The sequence below is a fragment of the Streptomyces sp. NPDC059166 genome (genome assembly GCF_042755185.1).
Taxonomy (GTDB): Bacteria; Actinomycetota; Actinomycetes; order Streptomycetales; family Streptomycetaceae; genus Streptomyces.
Window position 1 is genome coordinate 87,047 of record NZ_JBHZCI010000024.1, and the last position, 24,368, is coordinate 111,414.

Annotated in this window: 24 protein-coding genes and 1 pseudogene; 13 read left to right on the plus strand and 12 right to left on the minus strand. The window is 69.7% G+C overall.

Translation table 11 applies throughout. The features are described 5' to 3' along the window. Positions 1 to 23: 23 nt before the first annotated feature. The 5 genes from ACFXOA_RS19600 to ACFXOA_RS19620 all read left to right on the plus strand — a co-directional run bounded on the left by ACFXOA_RS19600 (position 24) and on the right by ACFXOA_RS19620 (position 3,376). The gene (locus tag ACFXOA_RS19600; RefSeq protein ID WP_385029662.1) at positions 24 to 608 is read left to right on the plus strand and encodes a DUF6924 domain-containing protein; all 585 of its coding nucleotides are present in this window, start codon (positions 24 to 26) and stop codon (positions 606 to 608) included. Beyond that, the gene (locus ACFXOA_RS19605; protein ID WP_385029665.1) at positions 515 to 718 is read left to right on the plus strand and encodes a hypothetical protein; all 204 of its coding nucleotides are present in this window, start codon (positions 515 to 517) and stop codon (positions 716 to 718) included. The genes ACFXOA_RS19600 and ACFXOA_RS19605 overlap by 94 nt, the downstream gene beginning before the upstream one ends. A gap of 169 nt (positions 719 to 887) precedes the next feature. After that, positions 888 to 1,649, plus strand: coding sequence for a GNAT family N-acetyltransferase (locus ACFXOA_RS19610; RefSeq protein WP_385029668.1), 762 nt, complete (start codon positions 888 to 890; stop codon positions 1,647 to 1,649). A gap of 342 nt (positions 1,650 to 1,991) precedes the next feature. Further along, the gene (locus ACFXOA_RS19615; RefSeq protein WP_385029671.1) at positions 1,992 to 2,597 is read left to right on the plus strand and encodes an ATP-binding cassette domain-containing protein; all 606 of its coding nucleotides are present in this window, start codon (positions 1,992 to 1,994) and stop codon (positions 2,595 to 2,597) included. Next, the gene (locus ACFXOA_RS19620) at positions 2,594 to 3,376 is read left to right on the plus strand and encodes an ABC transporter permease (protein ID WP_385029674.1); all 783 of its coding nucleotides are present in this window, start codon (positions 2,594 to 2,596) and stop codon (positions 3,374 to 3,376) included. Before ACFXOA_RS19615 ends, ACFXOA_RS19620 begins: the two co-directional genes overlap by 4 nt. Here the strand turns inward: ACFXOA_RS19620 and ACFXOA_RS19625 are convergent. From ACFXOA_RS19625 to ACFXOA_RS19655, 7 genes are all read right to left on the minus strand, one after another. Continuing rightward, a complete protein-coding gene (locus ACFXOA_RS19625; RefSeq protein WP_385029677.1) occupies positions 3,340 to 4,680 on the minus strand; it encodes an aldehyde dehydrogenase family protein in 1,341 nt (446 codons plus the stop codon). The genes ACFXOA_RS19620 and ACFXOA_RS19625 overlap by 37 nt on opposite strands. Before the next feature lie 51 nt (positions 4,681 to 4,731). Next, on the minus strand, positions 4,732 to 5,613 hold the full coding sequence (locus ACFXOA_RS19630; protein ID WP_385029680.1) for a hypothetical protein: 882 nt from the start codon (positions 5,611 to 5,613) through the stop codon (positions 4,732 to 4,734). Between the two features lie 57 nt (positions 5,614 to 5,670). Beyond that, entirely contained in the window at positions 5,671 to 6,897 is a 1,227-nt protein-coding gene (locus ACFXOA_RS19635) for a beta-ketoacyl-[acyl-carrier-protein] synthase family protein (protein WP_385029683.1), read from the minus strand. A gap of 120 nt (positions 6,898 to 7,017) precedes the next feature. Continuing rightward, the gene (locus ACFXOA_RS19640) at positions 7,018 to 8,244 is read right to left on the minus strand and encodes a beta-ketoacyl-[acyl-carrier-protein] synthase family protein (RefSeq protein ID WP_385029686.1); all 1,227 of its coding nucleotides are present in this window, start codon (positions 8,242 to 8,244) and stop codon (positions 7,018 to 7,020) included. Then, positions 8,241 to 8,543: an acyl carrier protein gene (locus ACFXOA_RS19645; protein ID WP_385029690.1), complete on the minus strand. Its 303-nt coding sequence runs from the start codon at positions 8,541 to 8,543 to the stop codon at positions 8,241 to 8,243. Before ACFXOA_RS19645 ends, ACFXOA_RS19640 begins: the two co-directional genes overlap by 4 nt. Positions 8,544 to 8,551: 8 nt before the next feature. Then, positions 8,552 to 9,766 (minus strand): SDR family oxidoreductase, encoded by a 1,215-nt coding sequence (locus tag ACFXOA_RS19650; protein ID WP_385029693.1) that lies wholly within the window; start codon positions 9,764 to 9,766, stop codon positions 8,552 to 8,554. Then, positions 9,763 to 11,106 (minus strand): cytochrome P450, encoded by a 1,344-nt coding sequence (locus ACFXOA_RS19655; protein ID WP_385029696.1) that lies wholly within the window; start codon positions 11,104 to 11,106, stop codon positions 9,763 to 9,765. The genes ACFXOA_RS19650 and ACFXOA_RS19655 overlap by 4 nt, the downstream gene beginning before the upstream one ends. A gap of 432 nt (positions 11,107 to 11,538) precedes the next feature. Here ACFXOA_RS19655 and ACFXOA_RS19660 point away from each other — a divergent pair, with 432 nt between their 5' ends. Continuing rightward, positions 11,539 to 12,039, plus strand: a complete 501-nt coding sequence (locus tag ACFXOA_RS19660; protein WP_385029699.1) for a hypothetical protein — start codon at positions 11,539 to 11,541, stop codon at positions 12,037 to 12,039. A gap of 94 nt (positions 12,040 to 12,133) precedes the next feature. Here the strand turns inward: ACFXOA_RS19660 and ACFXOA_RS19665 are convergent, their stop codons facing one another. Both ACFXOA_RS19665 and ACFXOA_RS19670 read right to left on the minus strand, forming a co-directional pair. After that, on the minus strand, positions 12,134 to 13,192 hold the full coding sequence (locus ACFXOA_RS19665) for a hypothetical protein (RefSeq protein ID WP_385029702.1): 1,059 nt from the start codon (positions 13,190 to 13,192) through the stop codon (positions 12,134 to 12,136). A gap of 322 nt (positions 13,193 to 13,514) precedes the next feature. Continuing rightward, a complete protein-coding gene (locus tag ACFXOA_RS19670; RefSeq protein WP_385029705.1) occupies positions 13,515 to 14,501 on the minus strand; it encodes an alpha/beta fold hydrolase in 987 nt (328 codons plus the stop codon). 143 nt (positions 14,502 to 14,644) lie between these two features. Between ACFXOA_RS19670 and ACFXOA_RS19675 the strand changes: the two genes are divergently transcribed. Beyond that, a complete protein-coding gene (locus tag ACFXOA_RS19675) occupies positions 14,645 to 15,280 on the plus strand; it encodes a helix-turn-helix domain-containing protein (RefSeq protein ID WP_385029708.1) in 636 nt (211 codons plus the stop codon). Positions 15,281 to 15,711: 431 nt separating this feature from the next. Here the strand turns inward: ACFXOA_RS19675 and ACFXOA_RS19680 are convergent, their stop codons facing one another. Next, positions 15,712 to 16,587 (minus strand): helix-turn-helix transcriptional regulator, encoded by an 876-nt coding sequence (locus ACFXOA_RS19680; RefSeq protein WP_385029711.1) that lies wholly within the window; start codon positions 16,585 to 16,587, stop codon positions 15,712 to 15,714. Between the two features lie 85 nt (positions 16,588 to 16,672). Between ACFXOA_RS19680 and ACFXOA_RS19685 the strand changes: the two genes are divergently transcribed. Then, positions 16,673 to 17,467: an SDR family NAD(P)-dependent oxidoreductase gene (locus ACFXOA_RS19685; protein ID WP_385029714.1), complete on the plus strand. Its 795-nt coding sequence runs from the start codon at positions 16,673 to 16,675 to the stop codon at positions 17,465 to 17,467. A 242-nt stretch (positions 17,468 to 17,709) separates the two neighbouring features. On the opposite strand, the gene ACFXOA_RS19690 is transcribed toward ACFXOA_RS19685, so the two are convergent. Further along, positions 17,710 to 18,486 carry an NAD(P)H-dependent oxidoreductase gene (locus ACFXOA_RS19690; protein ID WP_385029717.1) on the minus strand — a complete coding sequence of 259 codons (777 nt, stop codon included), beginning with the start codon at positions 18,484 to 18,486 and terminating at the stop codon, positions 17,710 to 17,712. A gap of 490 nt (positions 18,487 to 18,976) precedes the next feature. Further along, positions 18,977 to 19,453, minus strand: a complete 477-nt coding sequence (locus ACFXOA_RS19695; protein ID WP_385029772.1) for a MarR family winged helix-turn-helix transcriptional regulator — start codon at positions 19,451 to 19,453, stop codon at positions 18,977 to 18,979. Between the two features lie 143 nt (positions 19,454 to 19,596). Here ACFXOA_RS19695 and ACFXOA_RS19700 point away from each other — a divergent pair, with 143 nt between their 5' ends. The 5 genes and pseudogenes from ACFXOA_RS19700 to ACFXOA_RS19720 all read left to right on the plus strand — a co-directional run bounded on the left by ACFXOA_RS19700 (position 19,597) and on the right by ACFXOA_RS19720 (position 24,311). Further along, positions 19,597 to 21,117, plus strand: coding sequence for an MFS transporter (locus ACFXOA_RS19700; protein ID WP_385029720.1), 1,521 nt, complete (start codon positions 19,597 to 19,599; stop codon positions 21,115 to 21,117). Between the two features lie 417 nt (positions 21,118 to 21,534). Then, the gene (locus ACFXOA_RS19705) at positions 21,535 to 21,681 is read left to right on the plus strand and encodes a hypothetical protein (RefSeq protein WP_385029722.1); all 147 of its coding nucleotides are present in this window, start codon (positions 21,535 to 21,537) and stop codon (positions 21,679 to 21,681) included. A 442-nt stretch (positions 21,682 to 22,123) separates the two neighbouring features. Continuing rightward, positions 22,124 to 22,483 (plus strand): DUF6204 family protein, encoded by a 360-nt coding sequence (locus ACFXOA_RS19710; protein ID WP_385029725.1) that lies wholly within the window; start codon positions 22,124 to 22,126, stop codon positions 22,481 to 22,483. A 577-nt stretch (positions 22,484 to 23,060) separates the two neighbouring features. Then, positions 23,061 to 23,892: pseudogene (locus ACFXOA_RS19715) on the plus strand (IS5 family transposase). Next, complete coding sequence (locus ACFXOA_RS19720) at positions 23,889 to 24,311, plus strand: hypothetical protein (RefSeq protein WP_385029728.1); 423 nt, start codon at positions 23,889 to 23,891, stop codon at positions 24,309 to 24,311. Before ACFXOA_RS19715 ends, ACFXOA_RS19720 begins: the two are co-directional and overlap by 4 nt. Positions 24,312 to 24,368: the final 57 nt, after the last annotated feature.

Consider the following 24,368-nt stretch of genomic DNA (forward strand, 5'->3'; position numbering starts at 1 on the left):
ATACATCACTCAAGTGGAACACAGTGTGGAGAGTACGCGAGCTGACGATCCGCTCACCGAAACCGACGGCTCTGCCGGGAGATGACGCCGCGGGCGGCGTCGTTCCGATCGGAGGGAGCCCCGTCACCCTGCCGGCGCTGTCACTGCCGGTCAGGGAACAGTGCGCGGGCGACGAGGAGTTCGAGGCGTACGGAGGCGCGTTCCGCGTGGTGCCGCGAGGGGTTCACGAGATCAGCGCGAACCTGATGATCGCCAACTCGGACTTCGGTGACTTCGCGGATCTGGCCGGCCGGTACCACCGAGCACCGAGGGACAGGCGTGCGTGCCTCCTGGCGGACACGGCGTCGTGCCCTGCTCGGTCACGTCACCGCATCCGGGAGCGGCTGGGCGCCACGTCGCGTTCATCGGGTGAACCCCCCGGAAGACGCCCTCGGAGGACCGGATCGAAATCTCTGCGGGCTTCGCTGCCGTGCGGCACACTTGTACAGCCCACAGGACCCTTGCAGGAGGCGTCATGGCCAAGGTCACCATCAGCCTGGACAGCGACCTGGCCATTGAGGTCATGGTGCGGATCGGTGCGCGAAGCCCCCAGGACGCTGTTGAGCTGATCATTCGGGACTACCTGGCACGAGGACACCGCACCGAGGCGATCACAGGCGATTCCGCTGATCCGGACCGCTTCACCGACCGGCGGTCGGCGCCGGAAGAGGGCCGATGACCACCTTGCGCTGCGGTCGGGGAAGCCCGGGCTCGGGGACGGCTGGATCGTCACTGTGGTGAACGCCCGCCACTTCGCCGGGTCCCTCCGCAGAGCTGCTCTTCCGAGGTCGTCCCACAACGCAGGGAAGGGCACGACACCGGCCACGATGCCTGGTAGACAACCGGGTATGAAGGAACTCCGATGCCTCAGCGATATCGAGCAGGCCGCAGCCGGCGACGGGCAGTTGATCTGGGCGGCCCAAGGGCAGGGAGGCGAGAGCCTGGGGCCCGGGGTGCGGGCCTGGAGTCACGGCGAGGCTGTGGTGGTGGCCAGTCCGAACCGGGAACAGAACCGGCTCGCGGTCAAGGGTGACAGCGGCGACGCGGCAGTACTGGTCCGCCGGGCCCTGGACGAGGTCGGCGCGAGCTACCGGATCCTGGGGGAGTCCGCCGTGATCGACGAACTTGTGCGAGAACTGCCCGGCTTGGTGCCCGTCCACCAGTTCTTCTGGATGGAGACCAGGTCCCCCTCAGGCGTCACCGCCGACGGAGTGCGCTGGCTGGACACGCGCAGCGAGCGGGAGGCGACCTCGTTGTTCGACCGCTTCTTCCCGGACTCATACGCACAACCAGGACGCGCGGGGGTGCGCCGCTGGGCCGGGATCGCCGGGATGCTGGACGCAGCCGTCGGAGTCCAGCCCCTGGCCGTGGCGGCGGACGCGTGGTCCGCGACCGGCTGCGGATTCATGGGCGGGGTGATCACGCACCCCGCTGCCCGCGGCCGCGGACTCGCCCGAGCCGTCTCCGGCTTCGTCCTGGACGCTCTCGTCCGTCACCACGGCCGGGCGGCGCTCATGGTGCTCGCGGGCAATACGCCGGCCATCGCCACCTACGAACGCCTCGGCATGGTCAAGCGTCGTTTCGGAGCAGCCCAGATGCAGGCTGGATAGCAGCGTTCACCGCCGATGCCCTCCTGTCGGACCGCGCCCGTCCTCGGACAACGCCTGCCGCAGCATCGGCGAAGAGTTCGGGAAGACCCACGTCGGGAGGCTCGATCCGACCCGCGAGCTCCGCGTCCCGCGAAGCAGGATCATCCATGCACCCGCACCCCGACGATGCCGCCCTTGCTCAACTGGCCGCCCTGGCCCGGCCCCTTCTCCGTCGCAGGATCGCCGGACGGAATGCGCGGGTATGCGAGGTCAGGCTGTCAGACTTGGGACGTCCGATCCGGCCCGTGCCCGGCCCGGACTCTGTACGTGCACCCCCATGAGGCAACGGAACGGGAATTCGGCGTGAGGGCCACCGGAGTTCACCACGCGTACCGTCGTCGGCAGATCCTGCGTGGAGTCGATCTGACACTTGAGCCAGGAGTCCTGGCGGGCATCGTGGGAGAGAACGGTGCCGGGAAGTCGACACTTCTGCGGATCCTCTCCGGCGAGCTGCGGCCGCAGAGAGGAGCCGTGTCCCACCGGGGACGCCTCGGTTCCTGCCCTCAGCGAGCCATTCTGAACGAGGCGCTGACGCCCCGCCAGCACCTGGACCTGTTCAGGAGCGCCTACCGCATGGACGGGGCTGGGCGAACCGAGGAACTGGTGGAGCAGCTCGGCTTCCGCGACAGCCTGGACGCGTCGGTGGGGGAGCTCAGTGGCGGCACACGGCAGAAGCTCAATCTGACACTGGCGCTGATACACGATCCGCAGGTGCTGCTCCTGGACGAGCCGTACCAGGGCTTCGACTGGGAGACGCATCTGCGCTTCTGGCAGCTGGCCGCAAGGCTGCGGGACGAGGGCCGGTCGGTGCTCGTGGTGTCTCACCTCGCCCACGACCTCCAACGTTTCGACAAGGTGTGGAACCTGACCGGGGGTGTGCTGTGCGCGGCGTCGAAGGAGCCGGTATGACCACGTCGTCATGGACGGGTGCGTCCGGATCCCTGACAAGTGCTACGCGTTACGCGCTGATCGAGCACCGCCGCAATCGTTTCGCGATGGTTCTGATCATGGTGTTCGTCCCTGCGTGGATCACGTTGGCGGGATTCATGCTCCCGAACACGCCGGCGGTGTTCCGGCTCCGGTCCGCCGAACTCGTGCTGCGGCCGGACGGGCATCAGCTGTCCCAGGTCGCCGGCGCCCTCAACACGACGACTCTGATCGCCGGATTCATGATGTTCGCGGCCACCTTCAGCACGGGTGAATTCGACAGGCGGCTGGTCCACGCGGGGTGTCCACGCCTTCACCTGGTGCTGGCCAAGATGGCCGCCCTCGTCCTTGCGACCGTGATCATCTGTTCCTACGCCGCTCTGGTACTCCACGCTTTCTGGCAGCCTGATCAACCGGTGCTCCTGGCTGCGGCCCTGATGTGCGCGACTGCGACCTACGGGGTGCTGGGGGTGGCCCTGGGAGCGGTCCTCCGCAGAGAGGTGGAGGGGATGTTCGCGATCGTCATGATCAGCATGGTGGACGTAGGACTGCAGAATCCGGCGTTCAGCGGTGGGGCGGGCAGTGATGCCGTGAGGTTCCTGCCCAGCTACGGGGCCATGCAGGCGGCCACGGGTGCCGCGTTCTCCTCCGTGCGTGTGGTGGGCTGCCTGGCTCTGCAGCTGGCCTGGTTCGTCGGGGTTTCGGTGCTCGCCCTCGCCGCTTTTCAACGGCACACGCGCCCAGCCTCGGTCCATCGCTGATCTCTGCCGCCAGGCCGGCGGGGCGGCGGCCGGCGTACGGTGCGGTTCACCTGGATGTCGTCGGCGGGCAGGCCCGCGAACTGCAGCATCAGCTGTGCGGCGTCCGTGGCGGTGTGGACCCTCACGTGACGGTTGGTGTCCCTGGAGAGACGGAGCACCTCCGCCCAGGCGTCGAACGGGACGATCACGGCAACCGGGCCTGGCGGGACGCCTGCAGGGTCCACGGCCCCGACGTCCGGGTAGGACAGGACGACGGGACCGTGCAGCCACGGAGCGGTTTCCGGCCGGTGTCCGCCGTCGTGCAGGATCTCGCCACCGCGGGTGTGCGTGGCTTCCACATACGAGCGGAGCGCCCCCACTTGGGCCTCGTCGGCCAGAGCGCTCAAGACCGAGGCCGGTGCCAGAGGGGACTGGACGGGCGTGTGTGCGGCGGCTCGGGTGAATTCCTCGGTGAACCGTTCGACCAGGCGTGTGTGGACCACCACGAGCGGCGAGCTGGTGCAGGATCTGCCCGCTGCTGCGAAGCAGGACCGCAGGGCTGATCTCACCGCGGCGGACATTCGTGCGTCATGCCGCACCGCGAGCAGCGCGCGGGCTGTCCTCGGTCCGGAACGGTCGGAGCCGCAGCGGGACGGGCAGCAGCCGGCCCGGTAGCCGTCGGTGTGCTCCGTCAGCAGGGCGTGGGCATCGGCACCGTTTCCGAGGAGTGGCCGCCACGCCGTCGTGGGAAGGCCGGCGTGGCGTGCCAGCGCGATCACATGGGCGGTGGTCACAGCGGTGTGCTCGCACGTCTCGGTCAGAACACCCGAGCCGCCTGCGAGGGCGGGCAGAGCACCTTCCAGCAGGGCGGTGAACGGTCGAGCTTCGTGATCTCGCGTGGCGACGACACGGACGGCGTCGGGAACTGCAGCCGCCTGGCGCCGGACGGAAAGCCGGTAGCGCCCGACACCGCGACCTGTCATGCGTTCGAGGAGCGACGTGGCGGAGCGGAGGTCGGCAGCGGCATCGCGGATGCTCAGACCGCAGGCGTGCTGTGCGAGGCCCATCAGGGCCTCGCGCTCCGCGCGGATGAGCCGGACGAAGTGCCGCAGGATCCCCACCCGCGTGGGACGAGGTGTGTATCCCCACCGTCCGGCATCCAGGCGGGCCTCGGCCACCGCTCCCAGGATGTCGGCCGGGGTGCAGACGGACGCCGTGCCGAGTGGTTCGTGGGTGAGTGTGCTGCGCAGTGTCACGGTCGTGCCGGATCCGCGGGTGAGATGGTCGAGCGTACGGGGCCGTACAAGCGGCAGGGGGCGGAACATGGTGCCCTTCTCGTGGGGCTTCGGTGCGCGCGAGGCACGCCGGGCCTGCGGTCAGGAGCGCTGCTGTCCGAGCGCGTTCGGCGTTGCGGCGGAGACGACCGAGGACGGTGCCGGGTCGGTCCGGACCGGAAGGCACCGGCCGACGAGAAACCGGGCGAGCGGTCCGCGCGGGTGCAGCAGCGGCAGGGCTGCCGCGAGGAACAGCGAGGTTCCGAGAACGGGGCCGAGGACGCCGACCAGCAGGGCGAGCGATGAGGCGACGGAACCACCGAGGACGGCCATCGTGGTGAGCACCGTGGCCGCGAAGTGCGTGGCGGCGGTCGCCGGGCCAGGGTCCACCAACTGCTCGGTCCGGAGCCGGGCGCTCGGTACTCGCATGCGAAGACGGCGGAGCAGGACGAACAGCACCGCCGCGAGTACGGCGGCCATCGTGCCGAGTGTGTGGGCCACCGGTGTGGTGATCCACCGGCCGGCGAGGTCGTGGAGTGGCTGTACGGGGAGGGGGCCGTGTGTGGCGGTCGCGGTCAGGAAGCGCCGCAGACCGGTGCCGTCCCAGCCGTGAAGGAGGAGGAAGCACAGGACCGACGGCGCCCAGACCACCTGCATGACAGCCGGCCAGGGTGCGTTGCGGCGCAGCAGGCCCGCGGTGACGGTGAAGCCGACGCATCCGAGGAGGACGACACCGGACGCGAAGACGGCGGGCAGCCAGGACGGCGGACGTGTGGTGAGCTGCATGGTCTCCCAGGCGGGGAAGTACGCGAGGAGCCAGAGTCCGCTCGGAGCGAGGAGGACGCCGAGGTAGAGCAGGGCCACAAGGAATGCCTCCTGGCTGTGCCGTCCGTTCTGATCCCGTGTGGTCCCGATCGTGGGCGGCGCAGCGAGCGCGAAGGCGGCCCCGATGCCGTAGGCGAGGAACGGGTCTACTTGAACCATCGGAGAGTGTCTTCCTGTTCACGGCCGAGGCAGAGGCTTTCACGGCTCGGGATGGGGTCAGGGGACCGTGATGACGAGCGCGGCATTCTGTCCTCCGAACCCGAACGACGTGGACAGGCCTGCCTGCATCGGCACGGGGCGGGGGCGCCGGGTGACGATGTCGAGTTCTCTCCCGGAGTCCTGTCGGCGAAGATTGGCTGTCGGAGGGATCTGCTGCCGTTCCAGGGCCAGGACGGTCAGCGCCGCCTCGATCGCACCCGCCGCGCCGATGGTGTGGCCGATGACGCTCTTCGGTGCGGTGACAGGCGGTGGCGTCCCGGAGTACACGCGCAGGTAGAGCGCGGCTTCCACAGCGTCGCCGGTGGGCGTGGACGTCCCGTGGGCGTTGATGTGGTGCATGTCGCCGGGCACACAACCCGCGTCGGCGAGTGCGGCGCGAACAGCTTGTTCCGCGCCACGTCCCCGCGGGTGCGGGGCAGTGGGGTGATGGGCGTCCGCCGAGGCCCCGAAGCCTCGCAGCAGCGCGCGGACCCGGGCACCGCGGTCCCGGGCGTGCTCACGGCGTTCGAGGACGAGTACGGCCGCTCCCTCCGCCAGGACGAATCCGTCCCGGTCGGTGTCGAAAGGGCGTGAGGCGAGATCGGGGCGGTCGGCGCGGCGGGACAGCGCGCGCAGCTGGTGGAAGCAGGTCGCGTTCATCGGCGAGCGGGCTGACTCACTGCCCCCTGCCAGGACCACGTCGCAACTTCCGCCCAGGAGCAGATCGCGTGCGACGCCGATCGCGGTCGCCCCCGAAGCGCAGGCGCTGGAGACGGTGAAGTTGGCCCCCTGGACGCCCAGGTCCATGGCGACTTCACCGGCCACCATGTTCGGCACGCTGCGTGGCAGTGCCAGCGGCGAGACCGTGTGCCCCCTGTTCTCGCCCAGGCGGCCGAACTCGTGGGGATACGTGTCCAGACTGTTGCTGCTGACTCCGAGGACCACCCCCACCCGAGCCGCCAGGCGGGGTGTCGGTTCCAGACCGGCATCGGCGAGGGAACGACGGGCGGCTGCGATGGCCAGATGGGTGAACCGATCGGTCCTGCGAGCCTTTCGGGCACCAAGTTCCCCAGCCGGGTCGAAGCCGTCGACCCGGCAGGAGAACGCCACCGGCAGCCCCTGGAGTTCCGGATCCGGAGACGCCAGGCAGCGCGCCGCCGACAGCCTCTTCCACACACTGTCGTCGTCGTTGCCGGCCGGGGTGAGCAAGCCGATCCCCGTCACCGCGATCTCAGCCCGTCGCATGACTCTCCCCGGGGATCCGGGCCATGGGGCCGGCGCCGTGCGTCGCTCCGCGGTGCGACCGGTTCTGCCGGGAGGCCCGATGACCCGCGGCCTGAGCCGGACGGGACCTGCTGCACCAGGTCATGGCACCTCGAAGATCACGACTGCGTTCTGACCGCCGAAGCCCGAGGAGTTGCTTGCCACGGCTGACATGCGGTGCGAACGGGGCGTCTTCCTGACCACGTCCAGGTCGATCTCCGGGTCCAACTGGTCGAGGTTGGCCGTCGGCGGGATCACCTGGTGGTGGAGGGAGAGCACGGAGCACACCGCCTCGATGCCGCCCGCCCCGCCCAGTGCGTGCCCCAGGACGCTCTTCGTCGCGGTGACAGGCGGAGGCGTACCGAACACCGCGCGAAGTGCCGTCGCCTCGACACGGTCGTTGAGCACGGTAGAAGTGGCATGCGCGTTGACATGGCCGATGTCACGGGGATGCAGCCCCGCGTCGCCGATGGCTGTGCGAAACGCCCGCTCGGTGCCTTCGCCACGAGGGTGCGGGGCGGTGTGGTGGTGACCGTCACCCGTCGCGCCGTACCCGGTCACACGGGCGTACGTCCGGGCTCGCCGGGCGCGGGCGTGCTCCGCGCGTTCGAGGACGAGGATCCCGGCGCCCTCGGCCAGGACGAACCCCTCGCGGTTCACGTCGAACGGGCGGGATGCCGAAGCCGGTTCGAAGCGCCTTCCCGCCAGCGCTCCCATGCGCCAGAAGCTGATCGAGCCGACACGCGAGCACGCCGACTCGCTCCCGCCTGTCAGCACGATGTCGCACAGGCCCGACCGGATCATCAGCGCCGCAGTGCCCACCGCGGTCGTCCCCGACGCACAGGCGGTGCTGAGCGCAAGAGTGGGGCCCAGAGCCCCCACGGCCCGGCCCACCTCCCCGGCGGCCATGTTCGGCTGGCTCCGGGGAACCGCGGTGGGTGTGACCGCCTTGTACTTCACCGCGCTGATGGCGTCGTACACACCCATCATCAGGTCCTGGCTGCTCCCGCCCACCCCGAGCACCACCCCCACCCGGGTGCCGTCCCATTCCGACGGGTCCAGCCCCGCGTCGACAACCGCCTCACGAGCGGCGGTCAACGCCAGCTGGATGAAGCGGTCCGTACGCCAGGCGAGTCGCGGGCCGGCGGCAGCAGCAAGGGCGTCGTCGTCGACACGGCACGAATAGGGCACCGGAAGTCCCGCCAACTCCGGATCGAGAGCTGCGGTGGAAATGCCGTCGCACACCCTGCGCCACGTGGCCTCGACGCCGATACCCGCAGGTGTGGTGAGTCCGAGCCCCGTCACGACCACGCTGTCCGCGAGGGTCACCGCACCACGCCGTCCCGGGCGGCGGTGCCACCCTCCCGTGCTTCGGCCACCATGGCCGCCAGCAGCCGGCCGGCTTCGGAGAGAGTGCTGGCAGGGCCCAGCTTGATGTCCTCCTCGGGAAGTTCCAGACCGGTCCTCTCCTCGATCACGACGACCAGTTCCAGAACCGCCAGGGAGTCGAGCTCGAGTTCCTCGAACGTCGCGTCGGGCCTGACCTGCCCGGGGTCGATCTCGAAGTGCTCGCTCAGAAGCCGTGTCAGCAGGGTCTCGTCGATCTGCAGTTCAGTCAGGTCGGTCATCTCTGTCCTTAGTTGCTTGCCGAGTCGGCAAGGTCGGAGAGCTGGGTGAAACCTTCCTCGGCGCCGGCGCCCGAATGCGGGTCCGTCCGGTGCGGGAGGGAGCTGCACAGCGTGGAGTACAGGTAGTCGCCGTCCAGCGGCGCCGGTGGACGCACCCCACGCGCGGCATCTGCGGCGTCCAGACCGGCACGGACGTAACGTCGTGTCAGCCCGAAGTAGAGGTGGTACCCGCCGGCCATCGAATCCAGGTGATGGGCCCCGGGGGCCCGGTCGCGTCCGCGCCCTGTCAGCCCCACACGCAGCCATGGGACCAGACGCGACGTCGCCTCCATCAGGGCTCGCACCGGAGTGTCCACGGGATGGACGATGTGATGGGTTCGCACGCCGGGTTCCTGATCGAGGCCACCGATGTACGCCATGGCGCCGACCGCGTACTCGACCGGCAGAACGTTGATCACGGCGTCGTCAGGACCTTCGACCCACACGGTGACGTCGTCACCCGGAAGACCCTCGTCCGTCCGTCCACTCAGGAGTCGTCGGGCCGATGCGGGACCGCGAAGACCGACAAGAGCGAGCCGCGAGCCGAGCATGGCATGCGGATGCCGCGGCGCGGTTCTGGGCAGTCGGCGGTCGGTGACCAGCACACTCGGGCGGAATACCGTCGCCCGACGTCGCTCGCCCTGACCAGCCCATCGGCGTACCAGTTGCTCCGCCCGGTACTTCGACTCCTCGTACGGGCAGAGGAATCCGTGGGCGTCGGTCAGTTCGTCCTCCCGCACGAGTCCCTCCCTGCGGCCGCCGGCCACGAAGGCGGTGCTGACGTGGCAGACCCTGAGCGGTCGGGTGCCGGCATCGGCGAGATCGAGGACGCCACGTGTGCCTTCGACGTTGACGCGTCGCACCAGGTCGGACTCTGCTTCCAGGCCGGTCTCGGCGGCGCAGTGCCACACGGTGTCGAGCTCCTCCGCCAGCAGCCGCAGACGTGCGCGTCCGAGGCCGAGGCAGGGTTCACCGAGCCGGACCGTGACCGGCCGCACCCGGTCACCGAGTGACGTGATGAGCTCCGCCGGTAGGTCCGTGCTTCGCAGTGCCGCGGACAACCGCGTCAGCGCCCGTGCGGGATTGTCGCGCACAAGCGCGGTGATCCTGTGGCCGTCCGCCAGTAGGCGCGCGGTGAGGTGCGAGCCGACGAAACCGGTGGCTCCGGTGATCGCGATGTTCACGCTTCTCCCTTCGAGGCGCCGACCTGGCCACCCGCTCCTTCTTGTCCGGGAACGCGCCGCGTAGAGCCGACCGGGCCGGGCGGCATCGCCGTGACCGACGGGCCACCGGTCAGGACGGGGACGCTGAGGAAATGCCTGGCGACACCGACTCGGCAGCTCAACTCCCCTACCTCGGCGGCGAGACCGAGCCGGGGAAATCGCCGGAAGAGCGCGACCAGGGCGGTGCGTACCTGAAGCCGGCCGAGGTCCGCTCCAGGGCAGAAATGGGGTCCGTAGCCGAAGGAGAGATGACGTGCCCGGCCCGTGCGGTCGGGGAGCAACCGCCAGGCATCCGACCAGGCTCGAGGGTCGACGTTCGCGGCGGGAAAGCACAGCACCACCGGGTCACCCGTCTCGATCCGGTGGCCCCTCAGCTCCAAGGGCTCCGCCGCGAAACGCAGTGCTCCGTAGGTGAAGGGGGCAGCGAGGCGCAGAACGTCCTCGATCAATCCGTCCACTTCATCCGGACCGCCCTCGGACAGGAGCAGACGGAGTTCGTGCCCGTTCTCGGCGAGCAGGTGCAGTGCCCCGGTCGGGATCGCGGCGACAGTGGAGTCCACGGCGGCGAACAGGACGAAAGAGAGTGACCCCAGGAGTTCGTCACCCGAGATGGTGCCCTGCCGGTGAGCTTCCACCATGGCGGTGGTCAGGTTGTCCCCAGGGTTTCCTCGGACGTGTGCCACCAGCGCGACGAGCTCCTTGCGCATGGCCGCCTCCGAGGCGGCCATCTCGGGCTCGTCGGGATGGGCCGAACCGCTCACCAGCAGACTCAGACCCACCAGACGGTCCGCCCGGTGTGCCGGCAGACCCAGCAGGTGCGTCACGGCGGCAGTCGCGACAGGCAGCGCGAGACCGGCCGCCAAGTCGCCCCCGCCCTGCTGGGCGATCCGGTCCAGGGCACCGTGCACCGCATCCCGCACCACGGGCTCGCGCCGGGCGACGGCTTCCGGGGTGAGGAAAGGCCGGAGCAGACCCCGCAGTCTGACGTGGTCGTCGGCATCCGCACTCAGCACGTTGCGGCAGGCGGATACGCCGTCGAGCGGGTAACGACGCGCCGGGATCCCGTGCCTCGCACCATGGACACGGCGCGGGTCGTGGACCAGGCGACGGTCTCTCGCGGCCCTCCTGACCGCGTCGAACCCGGTGACCGCCCATGCCTCAAGTCCTCCGGGAAGGGTGACCCGATGAACCTTCCCCGCCTCGTGCAGCAGGGTGTACACCTGCTCCGCACCGCATTCCGCGGTGCCCGGCAGACGGAACGGCCGGGGCAGCGCAGGGTCGTGATCCGGAGCTCGAACCACAGGAAAACCTCCCCTCGACGAACACAGCAAGCACCTGGATCCTGCTGCGCCGCGCGAAGCCATCACGGGCGCCGCGCGTCCGCCTTCCTTCAGATGGCGGAACAAGTCATGCAGAGGGACATTCGGAAAAGAGGAGCAGATGACGGCGTGACGCACGTGGATGTACCGCCGGGCGCGATGAGACCGGACCGCAGAGCACGTGCGGTACCTCGGCAAGACGCTCGGTGACGCCGCCATTCGCGGTTGCGGCCGGCGAGGTGCCGCAGGCCGTAACGCTGCTCAGCGCTGCTGATGCCTCGGGCCATGGTCGCTTCGGCTGTCACTCGCGCCTCGACGAGCAGACCGGCTGCATCCATCGTCCGCCCCCAGCCGGCCACGGCGAGGGACCAACTCGGTGGACACCCGAGCAGGTCAGGTGGCACGCTCCACCGCGTGAACGTCCTTGGAACCCTGGCCCGGTTCGGCTCCACAGGAGCCATCGGCCCGCTGCGGTGCGGCGCGACTCTCGATGAGATCGAAGCGACGCTCGGGCCGCCCTGGGACATCGGGCCGGTGAGCAAGCGGCGACGTTGGCCCCATCTGTTCTCCTACGGAGACGCTGAACTGTGTGTCTGCCGCTGCCGTCGCATCACGCTGATCAGCGTGCAGACCTGGCGGGACGCCATCGAGCTTCCGGTCCCCGGAACGACGACACTCGCCACGTTCGCCGGACCCCTCACCCACACACACGTCACGGCGGAGCTCAACTCCGCCGGTTGCCGCCTGAGACCTGTGACACTCCACCAACCACCCGGACAACTCGCCCTGCAGGCCGAGACGACAGGTGTCACCTTCACCTTCCGGGCCGAGGCCGACGCCGAGCCCCTGTTGGCAAGTGCCGGCCACTGGATCAGCAGCCACGAGTGCACACCCGCGGCGCGACGCTCCGGATGACGGCTTCGGTGCGTGATCGATCCCGGCCCCACCGATCGACCGATGGCGTGCAACGTTCCCTGAGTGACGGCGAGACCGGCGTACGAGCGCCGCATCAGCCAACCTTCGCCCCTTCGGGGTCGGTGGAGTCGGCTCGGTGGCCGGAGGCGAGGGTGGTGTCAGGTGAGGTGCTCCTGAGCCCGACCGGAGACGCCGCCGAGTTCGGCAGCGGCCGTTCCGGCACCGCCGATGGCAGTGGGCCGAGCGAGGTCAGCCGCTGTCCCACTCCGGCACCGCCATGCCGCGGTGACGTCATTCCTGATGCTGAAGGCGTTGTCTGGACGGCGTAGTTGTCGACGAGGGAAATGGCAGCCACATAGCGTCGCGTGGTGTAGGCGGAGCGGGTCACGGCGTCGGTGGACAGGGGGTGCCAGTCGAGGTAGACGGCTCCGTCGGCCGTGAACTTCTCCGGCGCGCCGTCGATCTGGATGTCGCCGGTCTCGGCCCTGGGCGTACACGGGAGCTCTGCCACTGCCACCCGTAGCCGGATGCCGAGCCCGCCGTGCGTGACGACCTGCTTCTGCGCGGCCGGGCCGAACACGGTGGACAGGCAGATGGGCCGCGAGCCCGGAGGCTCGGTGGATCCCCGCTGCGCCGCGGTCGGGGAGGGGGCACCGCCGGCCTGGCTCAGCCAGGTCGCCGTCTCCGTCAGTGTGCGAGGGGACGAATCAGGGCCGGCCCAGCCCCGCTCGGTGAGCACCGCGTCGACCTGGCGAAGGCGCGTGCGGATGTCTCCGTCGAAGGCGAGGTAGAGGACGGTGCTCCGGGCACAGTTGACCGGAGCCCAGTTCGCCGGGCCTATGAACGCGTTCTGGTTCTCCGTCCTGCAGGAGTCCGCCACCGACGTACCGAGCGGTGCGGCCCAGGGGAGTGCCGAAGTCAGCTCTCCCAGGCGGGCGGAACTTCTCTGTGCCGCCCTCGTGCCGGCGGTCCGGACAGCGGTGGAGTGCGCGAACGCACCGACATCGGGCGGCGTGCGGTCCAGGGCACGGTGAATCTGCCACAGCGCGCCGAGTGCCACTACGCACACCACACAGACCACGACCAGCACGGCTGTCGTGCATCCGCGTGCCACCTTCTCCGCCCGGCCTTGTCCACCCCTCGAATAGCCCATGTGGGCATGGTCCCGGGGCGAGACCCGGTTCTGGACAACGGACCGGTCTCCTTAAGGTCTCGGCAACCGGACCCGCCCGCCTCGGATGGAAAGGGGGGGCATCGGCCCGCTGGGAATTCGGCCCGACCGGCCGCCTGCTCTTCCGACAGCCCGCGGGAGGATCGCGAGCCGCTGATCGACCTTCGACCTCTTCACCTCGCCGGAAGCCGGCACCCGCATCGGTGGGCGCCGGCTTCCGGGCGGAAGTCGAGCGTGCGACGCCCGACGCGCCTGACGCCGCCGGTCGCTGCGTGGCCGAGGTGTCCCCGGTGGCCCGCCGGTATCAGCTCTTGATCGAGGCGAGCCAGTCGATGAGCAGGCTGTTGACCTCGTCGGGGCGTTCCTGCTGGATCCAGTGGCCGCAGCCTTCCAGGAGGTGGGAGGCCGACAGGCGGGGGAGGGTGGCGGGGAAGGCGTCGATGGCGTCGGACATCCACGTGGTGGAGGCGTCCAGGGCACCGCCGATGAACAGGGAAGGCTGCTCGATCGCGGCTCCGTGGTGCGGGGCCAGGTCTTCCCAGTCGCGGTCCATGTTGCGGTAGCGGTTGAGTGCTCCGGTCAGGCCGGTGCGTTCGAACTCCCCGGCGTAGACGTCGAGGTCCTGCTCGCGCAGCCATGCGGGCAGCGGGCCGACGGGGAAACGGTCGCTCAGCCGGCCGCCGCGGGCGACGAAATGCGGATCGGGCTCGTCCTCGGCCGGCATGGTGTCGCCGGACAGGGCCGCGTAGAAGCCCGCGAGCCAGTTCCGGACATCGGGTTCGATCTCCTCCTCCGCGCGGCCGGGCTTCTGGAAGTACGAGACGTAGAACTCCTGCCCCAGGCCGCCGATCTGGCCGAAGACCTCGGTGGGGCGGGGTCCGCCGGGCGGCGCGTACGGGACGCTCAGCATGCCGACCGCGCGGAAGACTCCGGGGTGGAGCAGGGCGGACGCGGCTGCGATGCTGGAGCCCCAGTCGTGGCCGACGATCACCGCGTTCTCCTCGCCGAGGGCGCGCACGACGGCGACGTTGTCCTCCACCAGGTCGAGCATGCGGTAGGCGTCGGCGGTGGCGGGCTCGGAGGAACGGCCGTAGCCGCGGACGTCGATCGCCACCGCCCGGTAGCCGGCCGCGGCGAGGGCCGGGAGCTGTCGGCGCCACGAGTACCAGAACTCCGGGAAGCCGTGCACCAGGAGGACCACGGGACCGGTGCCCTGCTCCACCAGGTGCAGACGGCCGGCAGGGGCCTCGACGGTGCGGTGACGGAGTGTGGCGGTCGGCTCGGATCGCATGGGGCATCTCCTCGGCTCGAGGGTGTGGGGTGGTTCCCATTGATCATGCAGCGCTGTGGCCCCACGGGACGATCGACGTTGCCAATCTGGCAATGTGGCAGTACCGGGCTGTGAAGCGGATACGGCCAGAAGGGACGAGGACAGTGGCAGGTGACGACGTGACCCAGGCACTGGCGGCGATGGGGCCGCGGTTGCGGGGTGTGCGGGAGCGCCGTGGTGTCACACTCGCCGATGTCAGCCGCGCGACCGGAATCCTGCCCAGCACGCTGTCGCGGATCGAGACCGGTGTGCGCAAGCCCAGTCTGGAGGTGGTGCTGCGGCTGGCGAAGGAGTACGCGGTCTCCCTGGACGAGCTGGCCGGCAGCGTGCCCGCCCCCGCGCCCGCCCTCGAGCCACGCAGCACGGCGCCGCACAGCTTCGGCGACAGCAAAGCGGTGTGGCCGCTGACTCCCTACGTCGGCGGCCTGCACGCCCACAAACACGTCCTGCCCACCGCCGAGAAGACCGCGGAACGGCCCCGGCAGGTGGCCCACGAAGGCTATGAGTGGCTGTGCGTCCTGTACGGGCGGCTGTGGCTCGCACTCGGTGGCCAGGACCTCGTCCTGACCGCTGGGGACGTCGTAGAGTTCGACACCCGCACTCCCCACGGAGTCGCGAACGCCGGTTCCGCCGGGCCGGTCGAGTACCTGATCATGTTCGGGCCTCAAGGGGAGCGCCTACGGCTGCGCACCTCGACGGCCGGGGGCCACGGGACGGGTGACGGAACGCCCGCTGACTGAGCGAAGACGGTGCTCCGCGAGGAGGACCAGGGCGTGTTCAGCTCGAAGAGCATGCGGTAGGAGGCGCCGTCAGGGTCTCCGACCCGATGCTTCGTGTCGTGCGTGGACGACATCGACACGGACCATGCCCCGCTCGATCCGGCCGAGCAGGTCGGTGTCGGCTTGGACCGCCTGCAGGATCCGGTTCCAGGTGCCGTCCACCTAGCAGCGGTGATGCCGTCTGTGGCCGGTTTTCGGAAAGCGTAGCGGTCCGGCAGGTCACCCTGGGGGACTCCGGTGCGGATCGGGAACAGCACGGCGTCGAGTGCGGTGTGGTGATCGCCTTGTCGGCCGCTACGCCTTGCCGGATGGTGGAAGATGCCCCCCCACGAGCAGCTGGCGGTTCGTCACATACCTCCCCCTGATCTGACCGGCGAGCGACCGATCGGAAACTACGCGATCCGCCGGACAGTGCCCAGGACGTGCGGTGACGGCCTGGTGCGACTGGGGGTGTCCAGCAGAGCCAGGGCCTCGGCGCCGGGAGATCCCGGCGGTGCGCTGTAGAGCACGAGATGCTGGTCGCGGTCGGTGAGGGTGAGCGTGTCGCAGTCGACCGTGACGTCCCCGACGGCCGGGTGGCGGAAGGTCTTCGTGGGTATCGGTGGGGCCTGTACGTCGTGCCGTGCCCAAAGACGGGTGAAGTCGGGGCTGTTGTCACGGAGTTCGTCGATGAGTCCGGCCACCGCGGGATCGGTGGGGTAGCGGGCGAGGGTGGTGCGGAGCTGCGTCACGACGCGCAGCCGGAAATCGGCGGTGTCGGAGAGCCCGTAAAGCGTCTCGTCGGCGCGCTGTGGCCCCAGGAAGGCCCGGCGTGCGAGGTTGCGGTCGTCGGGGGTGAGCGGGGCGAAGTCTTCCATGAGCGCGGCCGCGAGGTCGTTCCACGCGAGGACCTCGAAGGCGGCGGAGGTGACGATGCCCGCTGTTCGCGGCAGCCGTTCCAGGAGGGCGAGGATGCTCGGGCGGACGTCGCGCCGGTGCGGCGCGGTGCGGTTCGGTGCGGTGCCCGCCAGGAGGTGGAGGTGGTCGGACTCCGTGTCGGTGAGCCGTAGCACGCCGGCGATCGCGGCCAGGACGTCGCCGGAGGGGCGTGGCGCCCTGCCTTGTTCGAGGCGGATGTAGTACTCGGTCGAGATGTGCGCGAGGACCGCCACTTCCTCACGGCGAAGACCTGGTGTGCGCCGGCGCGGGCCGGAGGGCAGGCCTACATCCTGCGGCTGGAGCCGCTCGCGGCGGCTGCGGAGGAATGCCCCGAGTTCCTGCTTGTCCATACGGCAAGTGTGCGCGCGGTCGGGCGGCGGATCCTGGTACTGGTTGTGCCTGTATACCTCAGGCAGCCGACCGGACGCTGTTGCCATGACGAACAACACGGACACCACCGGCAGTGCACCCGTCGGCCTGCTCGGCGGCAAGATCGTCTTCATCTCCGGCGCCAGTCGCGGGATAGGAGCGGCCGCGGCCCGGCTCTTCGCCTCCGAGGGCGCCGCTGTGGTGCTTTCCGCCCGCAGCACGGACGCCCTCGACCGCATCGTGAAGGAGATCCGCGCCGACGGGGGTGTCGCCGACGCGGTCACCTCTGACCTCGCCGACCCCGCGAGTGTCCGCGCCGCCGTCTGTCACGTCGCGACGCTTCACGGACGGCTGGACTGCGCCTTCAACAACGGCGCGGTTCCCCAGCGGCGGTTCGGCCCGGTCGAGACCACCAGCGACGAGGACATCGACGAGCAGTTCACTGTGAACTTCCGTTCCCACTGGACCGCCATGACCGCCGAGGCGGCGCTCATGCGGCGGGGCGGCGGCGGGGCGATCGTCAACACCTCCAGCATCGGCAGCCGCCGCGCGAACCCCGCCCTGCCCGCCTACGGCGCAATGAAGCGCGCGCTCAACAGCCTCACCGAGACCGCCGCGGTGAACTGGGCCGGTGACCGTATCCGAGTCAACGCGATCACCCCCGGCGGCACCACCACCGCAATGATCGACACCTGGGAGGCGGCGACTCCTGGCATCGTCGAGCGGCTGACGGCATCGATCCCGCTGGGCCGGATGGCGGATCCCCGGCAGATCGCCGAGGCGGCCGCCTGGCTGCTCAGCGACCGGGCCTCGCACGTGACCGGGGCGATCCTGCCGGTCGACGGCGGCGCCGGCGCCTGACATGGGTGCCCTGGGGTCTGGTCCGTCCCTTGTGCGCTCCATCGCCCTCGCCGACGTAGGCGGTCGCCTGCCGCACTTCAAGCGGATGCCCGAGCCCGGCCCCGCACGTCGACCTGCCGCGAGGAAGACCGGGGCCTCGGATGCTGTTGCGGATACCCGTCCGGTCCCGGGCACGATCTGTCGGGCAGCCCGGGCGTACCCGCTGCCGGAATCTGGCTTGGCGCCCTCTCGGTGACAGGTACTCATCCGCTCTCGTTGCGGTAATGGGCGGCAGTGCCGGTGGCGTGCGGGTCGATTTCAGGGCGCAGGACCAGGTCCTCGTCGTAGTCGCCGCCGTTCTGGTGGCGGAACGGCAGCGGTCCGGTGTGTGGAAGGTCTTCGAGGCGTCGGCGCAGGGCGTTCGCGTGGAGGGCGTATGCAGCCTCGTCCACGCGGTCGGCTCCATGGATGAGAAGCGGGGGCAGGACCTCGATGCCCGCGTACCACAGCGTGCCGTGCTGGAGGGGGAAGAGCAGGTCGTTGAGCTCGCCGTTGACGCCGCGGGAGCCGAGGCTTGCCTTCCGGGCCCCGGCACTGACGACGGCCATCGCGCGTTTGCCTGCGAGGGCCCCCTCGCCGTAGCGCATGTGGCGCCCCTGGGTATCCCGGACGCCGAAGGCGAACCCGCCGACGAATACGCGGTCGAACCAGCCCTTGAGGATGGCCGGCATCCCGTACCACCACAACGGGAACTGGACGACGAGCGTGTCCGCCCATGACAACTTGTCGTGTTCGGCCGAGATGTCAGGGGACAACGCACCCCTTTCGAAGGCCTGTTTGGCCGCGCTGCCGACGACGAGCCGCTCGCCGTCGGGGTGGGAGAAGTCGCGGGCCCTGACGACCGGGTCGAACTCCATCGCGTACAGGTCGCTGGTGCGTACCTCGTGCCTTTGGTCCAGGAGGTGCCGGACACCGTCGCGGTACAAGGAGCCGTTCAGGGAACGGGGTTCGGGGTGTGCTGTGAGCCACAGGACTTTCACTGGGTTCCCTCCTGGCAGATCACGGACATGATCGTGCGCGCCTACCCGGTCCGTCCTGGGGCAACCCGCCGCCAGGTCCGCCCCGGGCGTGTGGATGCCGAGTCCCCTCCAGCGGACCGGCGGGGAGGGACAGCGGGTACGTCCCAAGGCCACGGTGCGGTCCACCTGGCTTCCACCACCTCGTCGGGCAGCAGGGGGCGGACACCGTTCCCGTCCTGGTCCCTGATTCCGCCTGCGGCGATCAGCGGGGCGTCAGTCAGTGACTGGGTACCGGCCGGCGCCGAAGAGGGTTCCTGGGCCGGTCCCTTTTCGACATCGTCGCCGGCGATCCCGGCCAGGGTCTGCGGCTCTTCCGCTATCCGGACGCGCCCGAGGACGGTGACGGGGAGGAGGAGCCCCAGCCGCCTCTGTCGCGGAGGCGGGACCTCGGGTGCGGAGGCGGTGAGACGGCCAGGAATTGAGCGGGTGAGGGGAGGCCGGAGCGAGCTGGTCAGGGGATTCGTCCGTCAGGGGCGTGGGGGGAGTGCGGGGTCACCGCGTCCTGTTCCGTGAGGTGGCTGTCCATGGTGGTGTTCAGGTCGGCGATGAACGTTTCGACCTGTTCGAGGAACTGGGGCGGGTAGTGCGACATCGAGGCGTCGAGGCGGTGGGCGAGAGGGCCGAAGAACTCGTCAGCCCTCTCCTGGATGTGCCCGCCGCTGCGCAGTGTGACGATGCGCCGGTCGGAGTGCTCGCGAGCACGCGTGATGTGCCCCGCCGCTTCGAGGCGGTTCAGGAGCGCGGTGGTGGCGCCCGTGGACAGGGGGATCCGCTCGCTCAGCCGCGCCGGTGACAGGGGGGTGCCGCGCTCCTCGGCGGCGGCGATCTCCAGGACCGCGGTCGCGTCCGTGGAGTGCAGGCCCAGCCAGGTGGCGAAGCGCCGGCTGAGTTCGGCGTAGTGGCCCCCGTAGATCCTCAGCGACTCCATCAACCGCTCACGTTGCTCCGCGACCCCGTCACGCACTGCTTCCTCCACGCCTCCGCCCTTCTCTCCTGCCACGCCGTCCACGCGCCCCTACCCCTCTTTGACAACCTACCGCCATCACTTTACCTTCATGGTGGAATTGCTTCATGATGGAGGTATTTGGCGTGTGTGACCCTTCCCCCACCCCTGACGAGACGACCGGGCCCTACCGGTGGCGATGGCTGATCCTGGCGGTGATGATCGCCGCGGAGATCATGGATCTCCTGGACGCCTCGATCGTCAACGTCGCCGGACCGGACCTGGAGAGATCCCTCGGCGCAGGCTCGGTCGGGCTGCAATGGGTGATCGGCGGCTACGCCCTCACCCTGGGTGCCGGGCTCGTGCTCGGCGGCAGGCTCGGGGACCGCTACGGCCGACGCCGGATGTTCCTGATCGGACTCGGGGCCTTCACCGCGGCCTCACTGCTGTGCTCGATCGCTCCGAGCATCGAGTCGCTGATCGTCTTCCGCCTGCTGCAGGGCACCGCCGGAGCGATGCTGCTGCCCCAGGGGCTGGGCCTGCTGCGGGAGAACTTCTCCGGCCCCGAACTCACCAAGGTCTTCGCGATCTTCGGCCCCGTGCTCGGCCTGGGCGGCATCATCGGTCCGGTCCTGGGCGGCTTCCTCATCGAGGGCGACTTCTTCGGCCTGGGCTGGCGGTCGGTGTTCCTGGTCAATCTGTCAATAGGCCTCGCGGCACTGGTCGTCGCCGCGAAGTTCGTGCCCCGCAAGTCGGGCGACCGCACGGTACGGGTCGACATGACCGGCGCCGTCCTGGTCGTGGCGTCCTGCGCCCTGCTGGTGCTGCCGCTCAACCAGGGGCAGGAGAACGGCTGGCCGCTGTGGACATGGCTGTCCATGGCCGCCTCCGTGATCGGTGTCGCCCTCTTCGCCGTCCAGCAGCGCCGCGCGTCCCTCACGGGCCGCGAGCCCCTGGTCACCCCGGGCCTGCTGCGCAAGCCCGCCTTCACGGTCGGCCTCGGAGGCATCGCCCTGTTCTTCGGCGGGCTCATCGGCACCCAGCTCGTACTGACCCTGTTCCTCCAGATCGGCCACGACTTCTCCGCCGGCGACGCGGGCCTCGGCAACCTGCCCCTCGCAGTGGGAACAGCGATCGGCGGCGCCATCAGCGGCGCGTTCCTCGCCGACAGGATCGGTCGCAAGGTGCTCCAGATCGGACCGCCGGTCCAGCTGGCCGGCGCGGTCGTGCTGTGGTTCGAACTCGACGGCCTCGACGCCGCCTCGTTCTCGATCCGGGACATCGCTCCAGGCGTGGCGGTGGCGGGGATCGGCGCCGGCATGGTGATCGCAGCGCTGTTCAGCTTCATCCTGGCCGCGGTCGACGACGACGAGATCGGATCCGCCTCCGGCGTCCTGTCGGCGGTCCAGGCGGTCGGCGGCTCCATCGGCGTCGCGGTCTTCGGCTCGGTGTTCTTCGACCAGGCCAGGACCGGTGATTTCACCGGTGGCTTCCACCGCGCCCTGATAGTCCAGGCATGCCTGCTGGTTGTCTTCTTCGCGATCACCTTCCTGCTGCCCAGGAAGGGCCGCCCCGAGGAGGAGCAGCACGGCATCCTCCCCGAGATGACTGCCGACGACTCCGGCGCCGAGCCGCACCTCACTGTCTGAGCCCGGCGGGTCCGGCGGTCTGCCTGCTTCCTGGGCCCGACCGTTCCTCGGCCCACGTCGGACCCACTCAGGCTTGATCGTTCTGAAGCGGCTGAGCGGCGACCGGTCGGCCCGCCGCCTCCGGTGCCCGCCCTCAACGGGACACGCGCCACGGAGTTCACCGCCGACGTACGCAAGGTCCAGGTCGTCAGCGCCTGACCTCCCGAAGCAGATCAAGGGGCTGAGCGGTGGGCGCAGCCGGGACCGTTGCGTCGGGCCTCGCGAGAGAGGCGACGCCCGACGAGCACACGGCCCCAGGAGTTGCCCAAGGTTCTCCGCCGAGAGTGCCGCTACGCCGCATGATCTGTCGCATTCGCTCCACGGCGTCACGGGCAGCACGTTCGGCGACCCGAAGCGGGTCAGCCAAGGGGACGAAGCATGCTCGGAATGCTGGAGCGTGGAGAGAGCAGTTCCATGCTCGTCACGGTGGCCGTTGTCCTCGGTGTGGGCCTCGTCGCATATCGACGGTTCGGTGCGCGAAAGAAGCAGGAGACGAACACTCCGGAGAACGGCAGCGGCGTTTGAGTCAGATCGTAGAGGCCCGTCGATCAACCGGCCGCGATGAGTGCCGGCCGGCGGCGAATGGGTCACGCGCAGCAGGGGCGCTACCGGTTGTGGCCCCGGTCGATGGCGGAGCTGCAACGTGGTCGCGACCACTCTCATGGCAGTTGTTTATGTGGGGAACTGTCGTCATGGCGTGCGGGGGAGAGGGCAGTGGGTCGTGATCCGTCTTCACAGTGCGTGTCCGTGGTGCTCGATCGCGGTGGGGTGGGTCCTTGAGTCGCTCGGTGGCCGGTCGTGCCGCCGACGTGGCGCATCGCAGGGCCGAGGGTGGTGACGACGACGTGGATGCCGAGTACGTCGATGGCACGTCGGGCCGGGCGCGGTTTCTGAGGCTCGGCCGCGCGATCCGCACGCCGCTTAAACGCGGTGGAGCTGCACCGGCCGCGCTGGTTAGGGTTGCGGGATGAGCACTCGCACCTTCCGTATCACCGTTCGTGGGGTCTTCGACGGACTCAGCGCCGATCAGCGGGCAGAGCTCCTGGCCCGTGCCGCGGAGCACGACGTCCTCCAGGCGGCGTTCACTCCTGAAGGGCACCTCAGCTACGACCTGGCCGCTCGATCCGCCTTCACGTTCCGCTTCCTGGATTCCGGAGAGGCAGAAGAGGACATCCTGAAAGCGGCCGAACGCGCCGAGGAGTCGGCGAAGGCGTGGCTGGCCGAGGGCGGCTACGGCTACAAGAAACTCAGGAGCAGTGCTGAGGACCTCTCCCAGGCACCGTTGGGAAAGCGGCAGCGCCGCGCGGCGGCCCGGAAGAACGTCTGACGCCGCAGCGGCATTCTCCTCGCCCGTCGGGGGATCTCTCCCCGCGCGATCGACGTCGTCCCACAGGCCAACATCCTGGACCGCCTGCTCACCGTGCTGGACAAGGGCATGGCACCGATCCGGACGCGTCGTACGCGGGTCTGAACCGGGGGAGCGAGGCCAGCCACCTCTGGCTTCCGGCCGCTGCCCTCGTGAACCACGCGACCCGGACCCGGCTCGCTGAGGTGCGTACGGAAGCGGAGCGCCTTGAGGTCGCCTTCGAGGCCCTGGCCCGCTTCCTCCACCGGCTCCGGCCGTACGGGACGGCCTCCGCCCGACCGGGAGAGAGGCCGAGTCGGGTAGTGGCACCGCCCCCGGCCGCCGACGGCAAGTGCCGTATCGCCCTGTGTCTGGCACGGTACGTCGCTCAGGGAGCACCGCCAGCTCACTCAGCAGGCCACCGAGCAGCGGGCTGCCGGATGGCGGGAGGCTTCAGAGGGCGGTATGTGACGTAGTGCCGCAGTTTGTCGTCGCTGGAACGTGTAGCGCAGGCGTATCGGTGCTGATCGGGGGGTCGTGTCGTGCTGGAGTGTTCCTCGTGAGCGACCGCCAGCCCTACAAGAGCGACTTGTCCGACGAGCGGTGGGCCCTGATCGAGCCCGTCATCGCCTCCTGGAAGGCCCGGCACCCCTCCGTCAGCAGCCACCAGGCGCCTACGAGATGCGGGAGATCGTCAACGCTCTGCTCTACCAGTCCCGCACCGGCTGCCAGTGGGACTACCTCCCCCACGACCTGCCCCCGGTCGGCGCGGTGAAGTACTACTTCTACAAGTGGCGCGACGACGGCACCGACCAGACCATCCACGATCTGCTGCGCTGGCAGGTCCGCGAGAGCCGGGGGCGCACGGCCGACCCGAGCCTGGTGGTGCTCGACACCCAGAGCCTGCACGCGGCCGCCGGAGTGCCCGCCGCCACCATCGGACGGGACGCGGCAAAATAAGTCCCGGGCCGCAAGCGCGGCCTGGCAGTTGATGTTCTCGGTCTGGTGATCGCGGTGGTGGTGGTGCTGGCCGCGTCCGCGCACGACAACGCCGCCGGCATCGCCTTGCTGGACAAGGTCGCCGCCGACACCGACACGGTGCAGAAGGCTTGGTGGACCAGGGCTTCAAGACCACCGTCGTCGACCACGGGCAGAAGGTGGGCATCGACGTCGAAGTCGTCGAGCGCAACCCGACGACCAGCGGTTTCGTCCCCCATTCCAAGAGGTGGGTGGTGGAGCAGGCGAACGGGATCATGTTGCTGCACCGCAGGCTGGTCCGCGACTACGAACACCGGCCGACCTCCGCCGAGTCGAGGGTGTACTGGGCCATAAGCGACCGTATATCCAGGATGCTCACCGCGACCTCCACCCCCACCTGGCGCGGCGCGTGAGCGACAGCGAGCTGACCCTGGGAGCGGTGCCGGCACGCCTGGAGGAGCAAGAGCGCGAGATCGCCGCCCAAGCCGAGACCACGCGAGAACGTATCGCGGAACTTACCGCTCAGCTCGAGGAGTTCGGCCGGGTCGCCGAGGAGGTGCGCATCACCCGCAAGACGCTGCTGGCGCTGCCTGAGCCCGCCTCGCCGACACCGCCGCCCGTGAAGCTGCCGGACCATCCGGCCTACCAGCAGATCATGGCGGTGTTCGCCGCGGCCGACGCCCCGCTGCGAGCGCGGGCGGTCTGCGAGGCGATGGACCTGGAGATCGCACCCAACAACGTCAACAACGTCCGGCTCAAGCTCAAACGGCTGGCCGAACGCGGCATCCTGATCGAGCCAGAGCAGGGCTTGTTTACCAAGCCGCAGACGTAACCGCCTGGTCAGGCCGCGACCATACCGACAGTCCCATCCGAAAGCCCGAAACGGGCA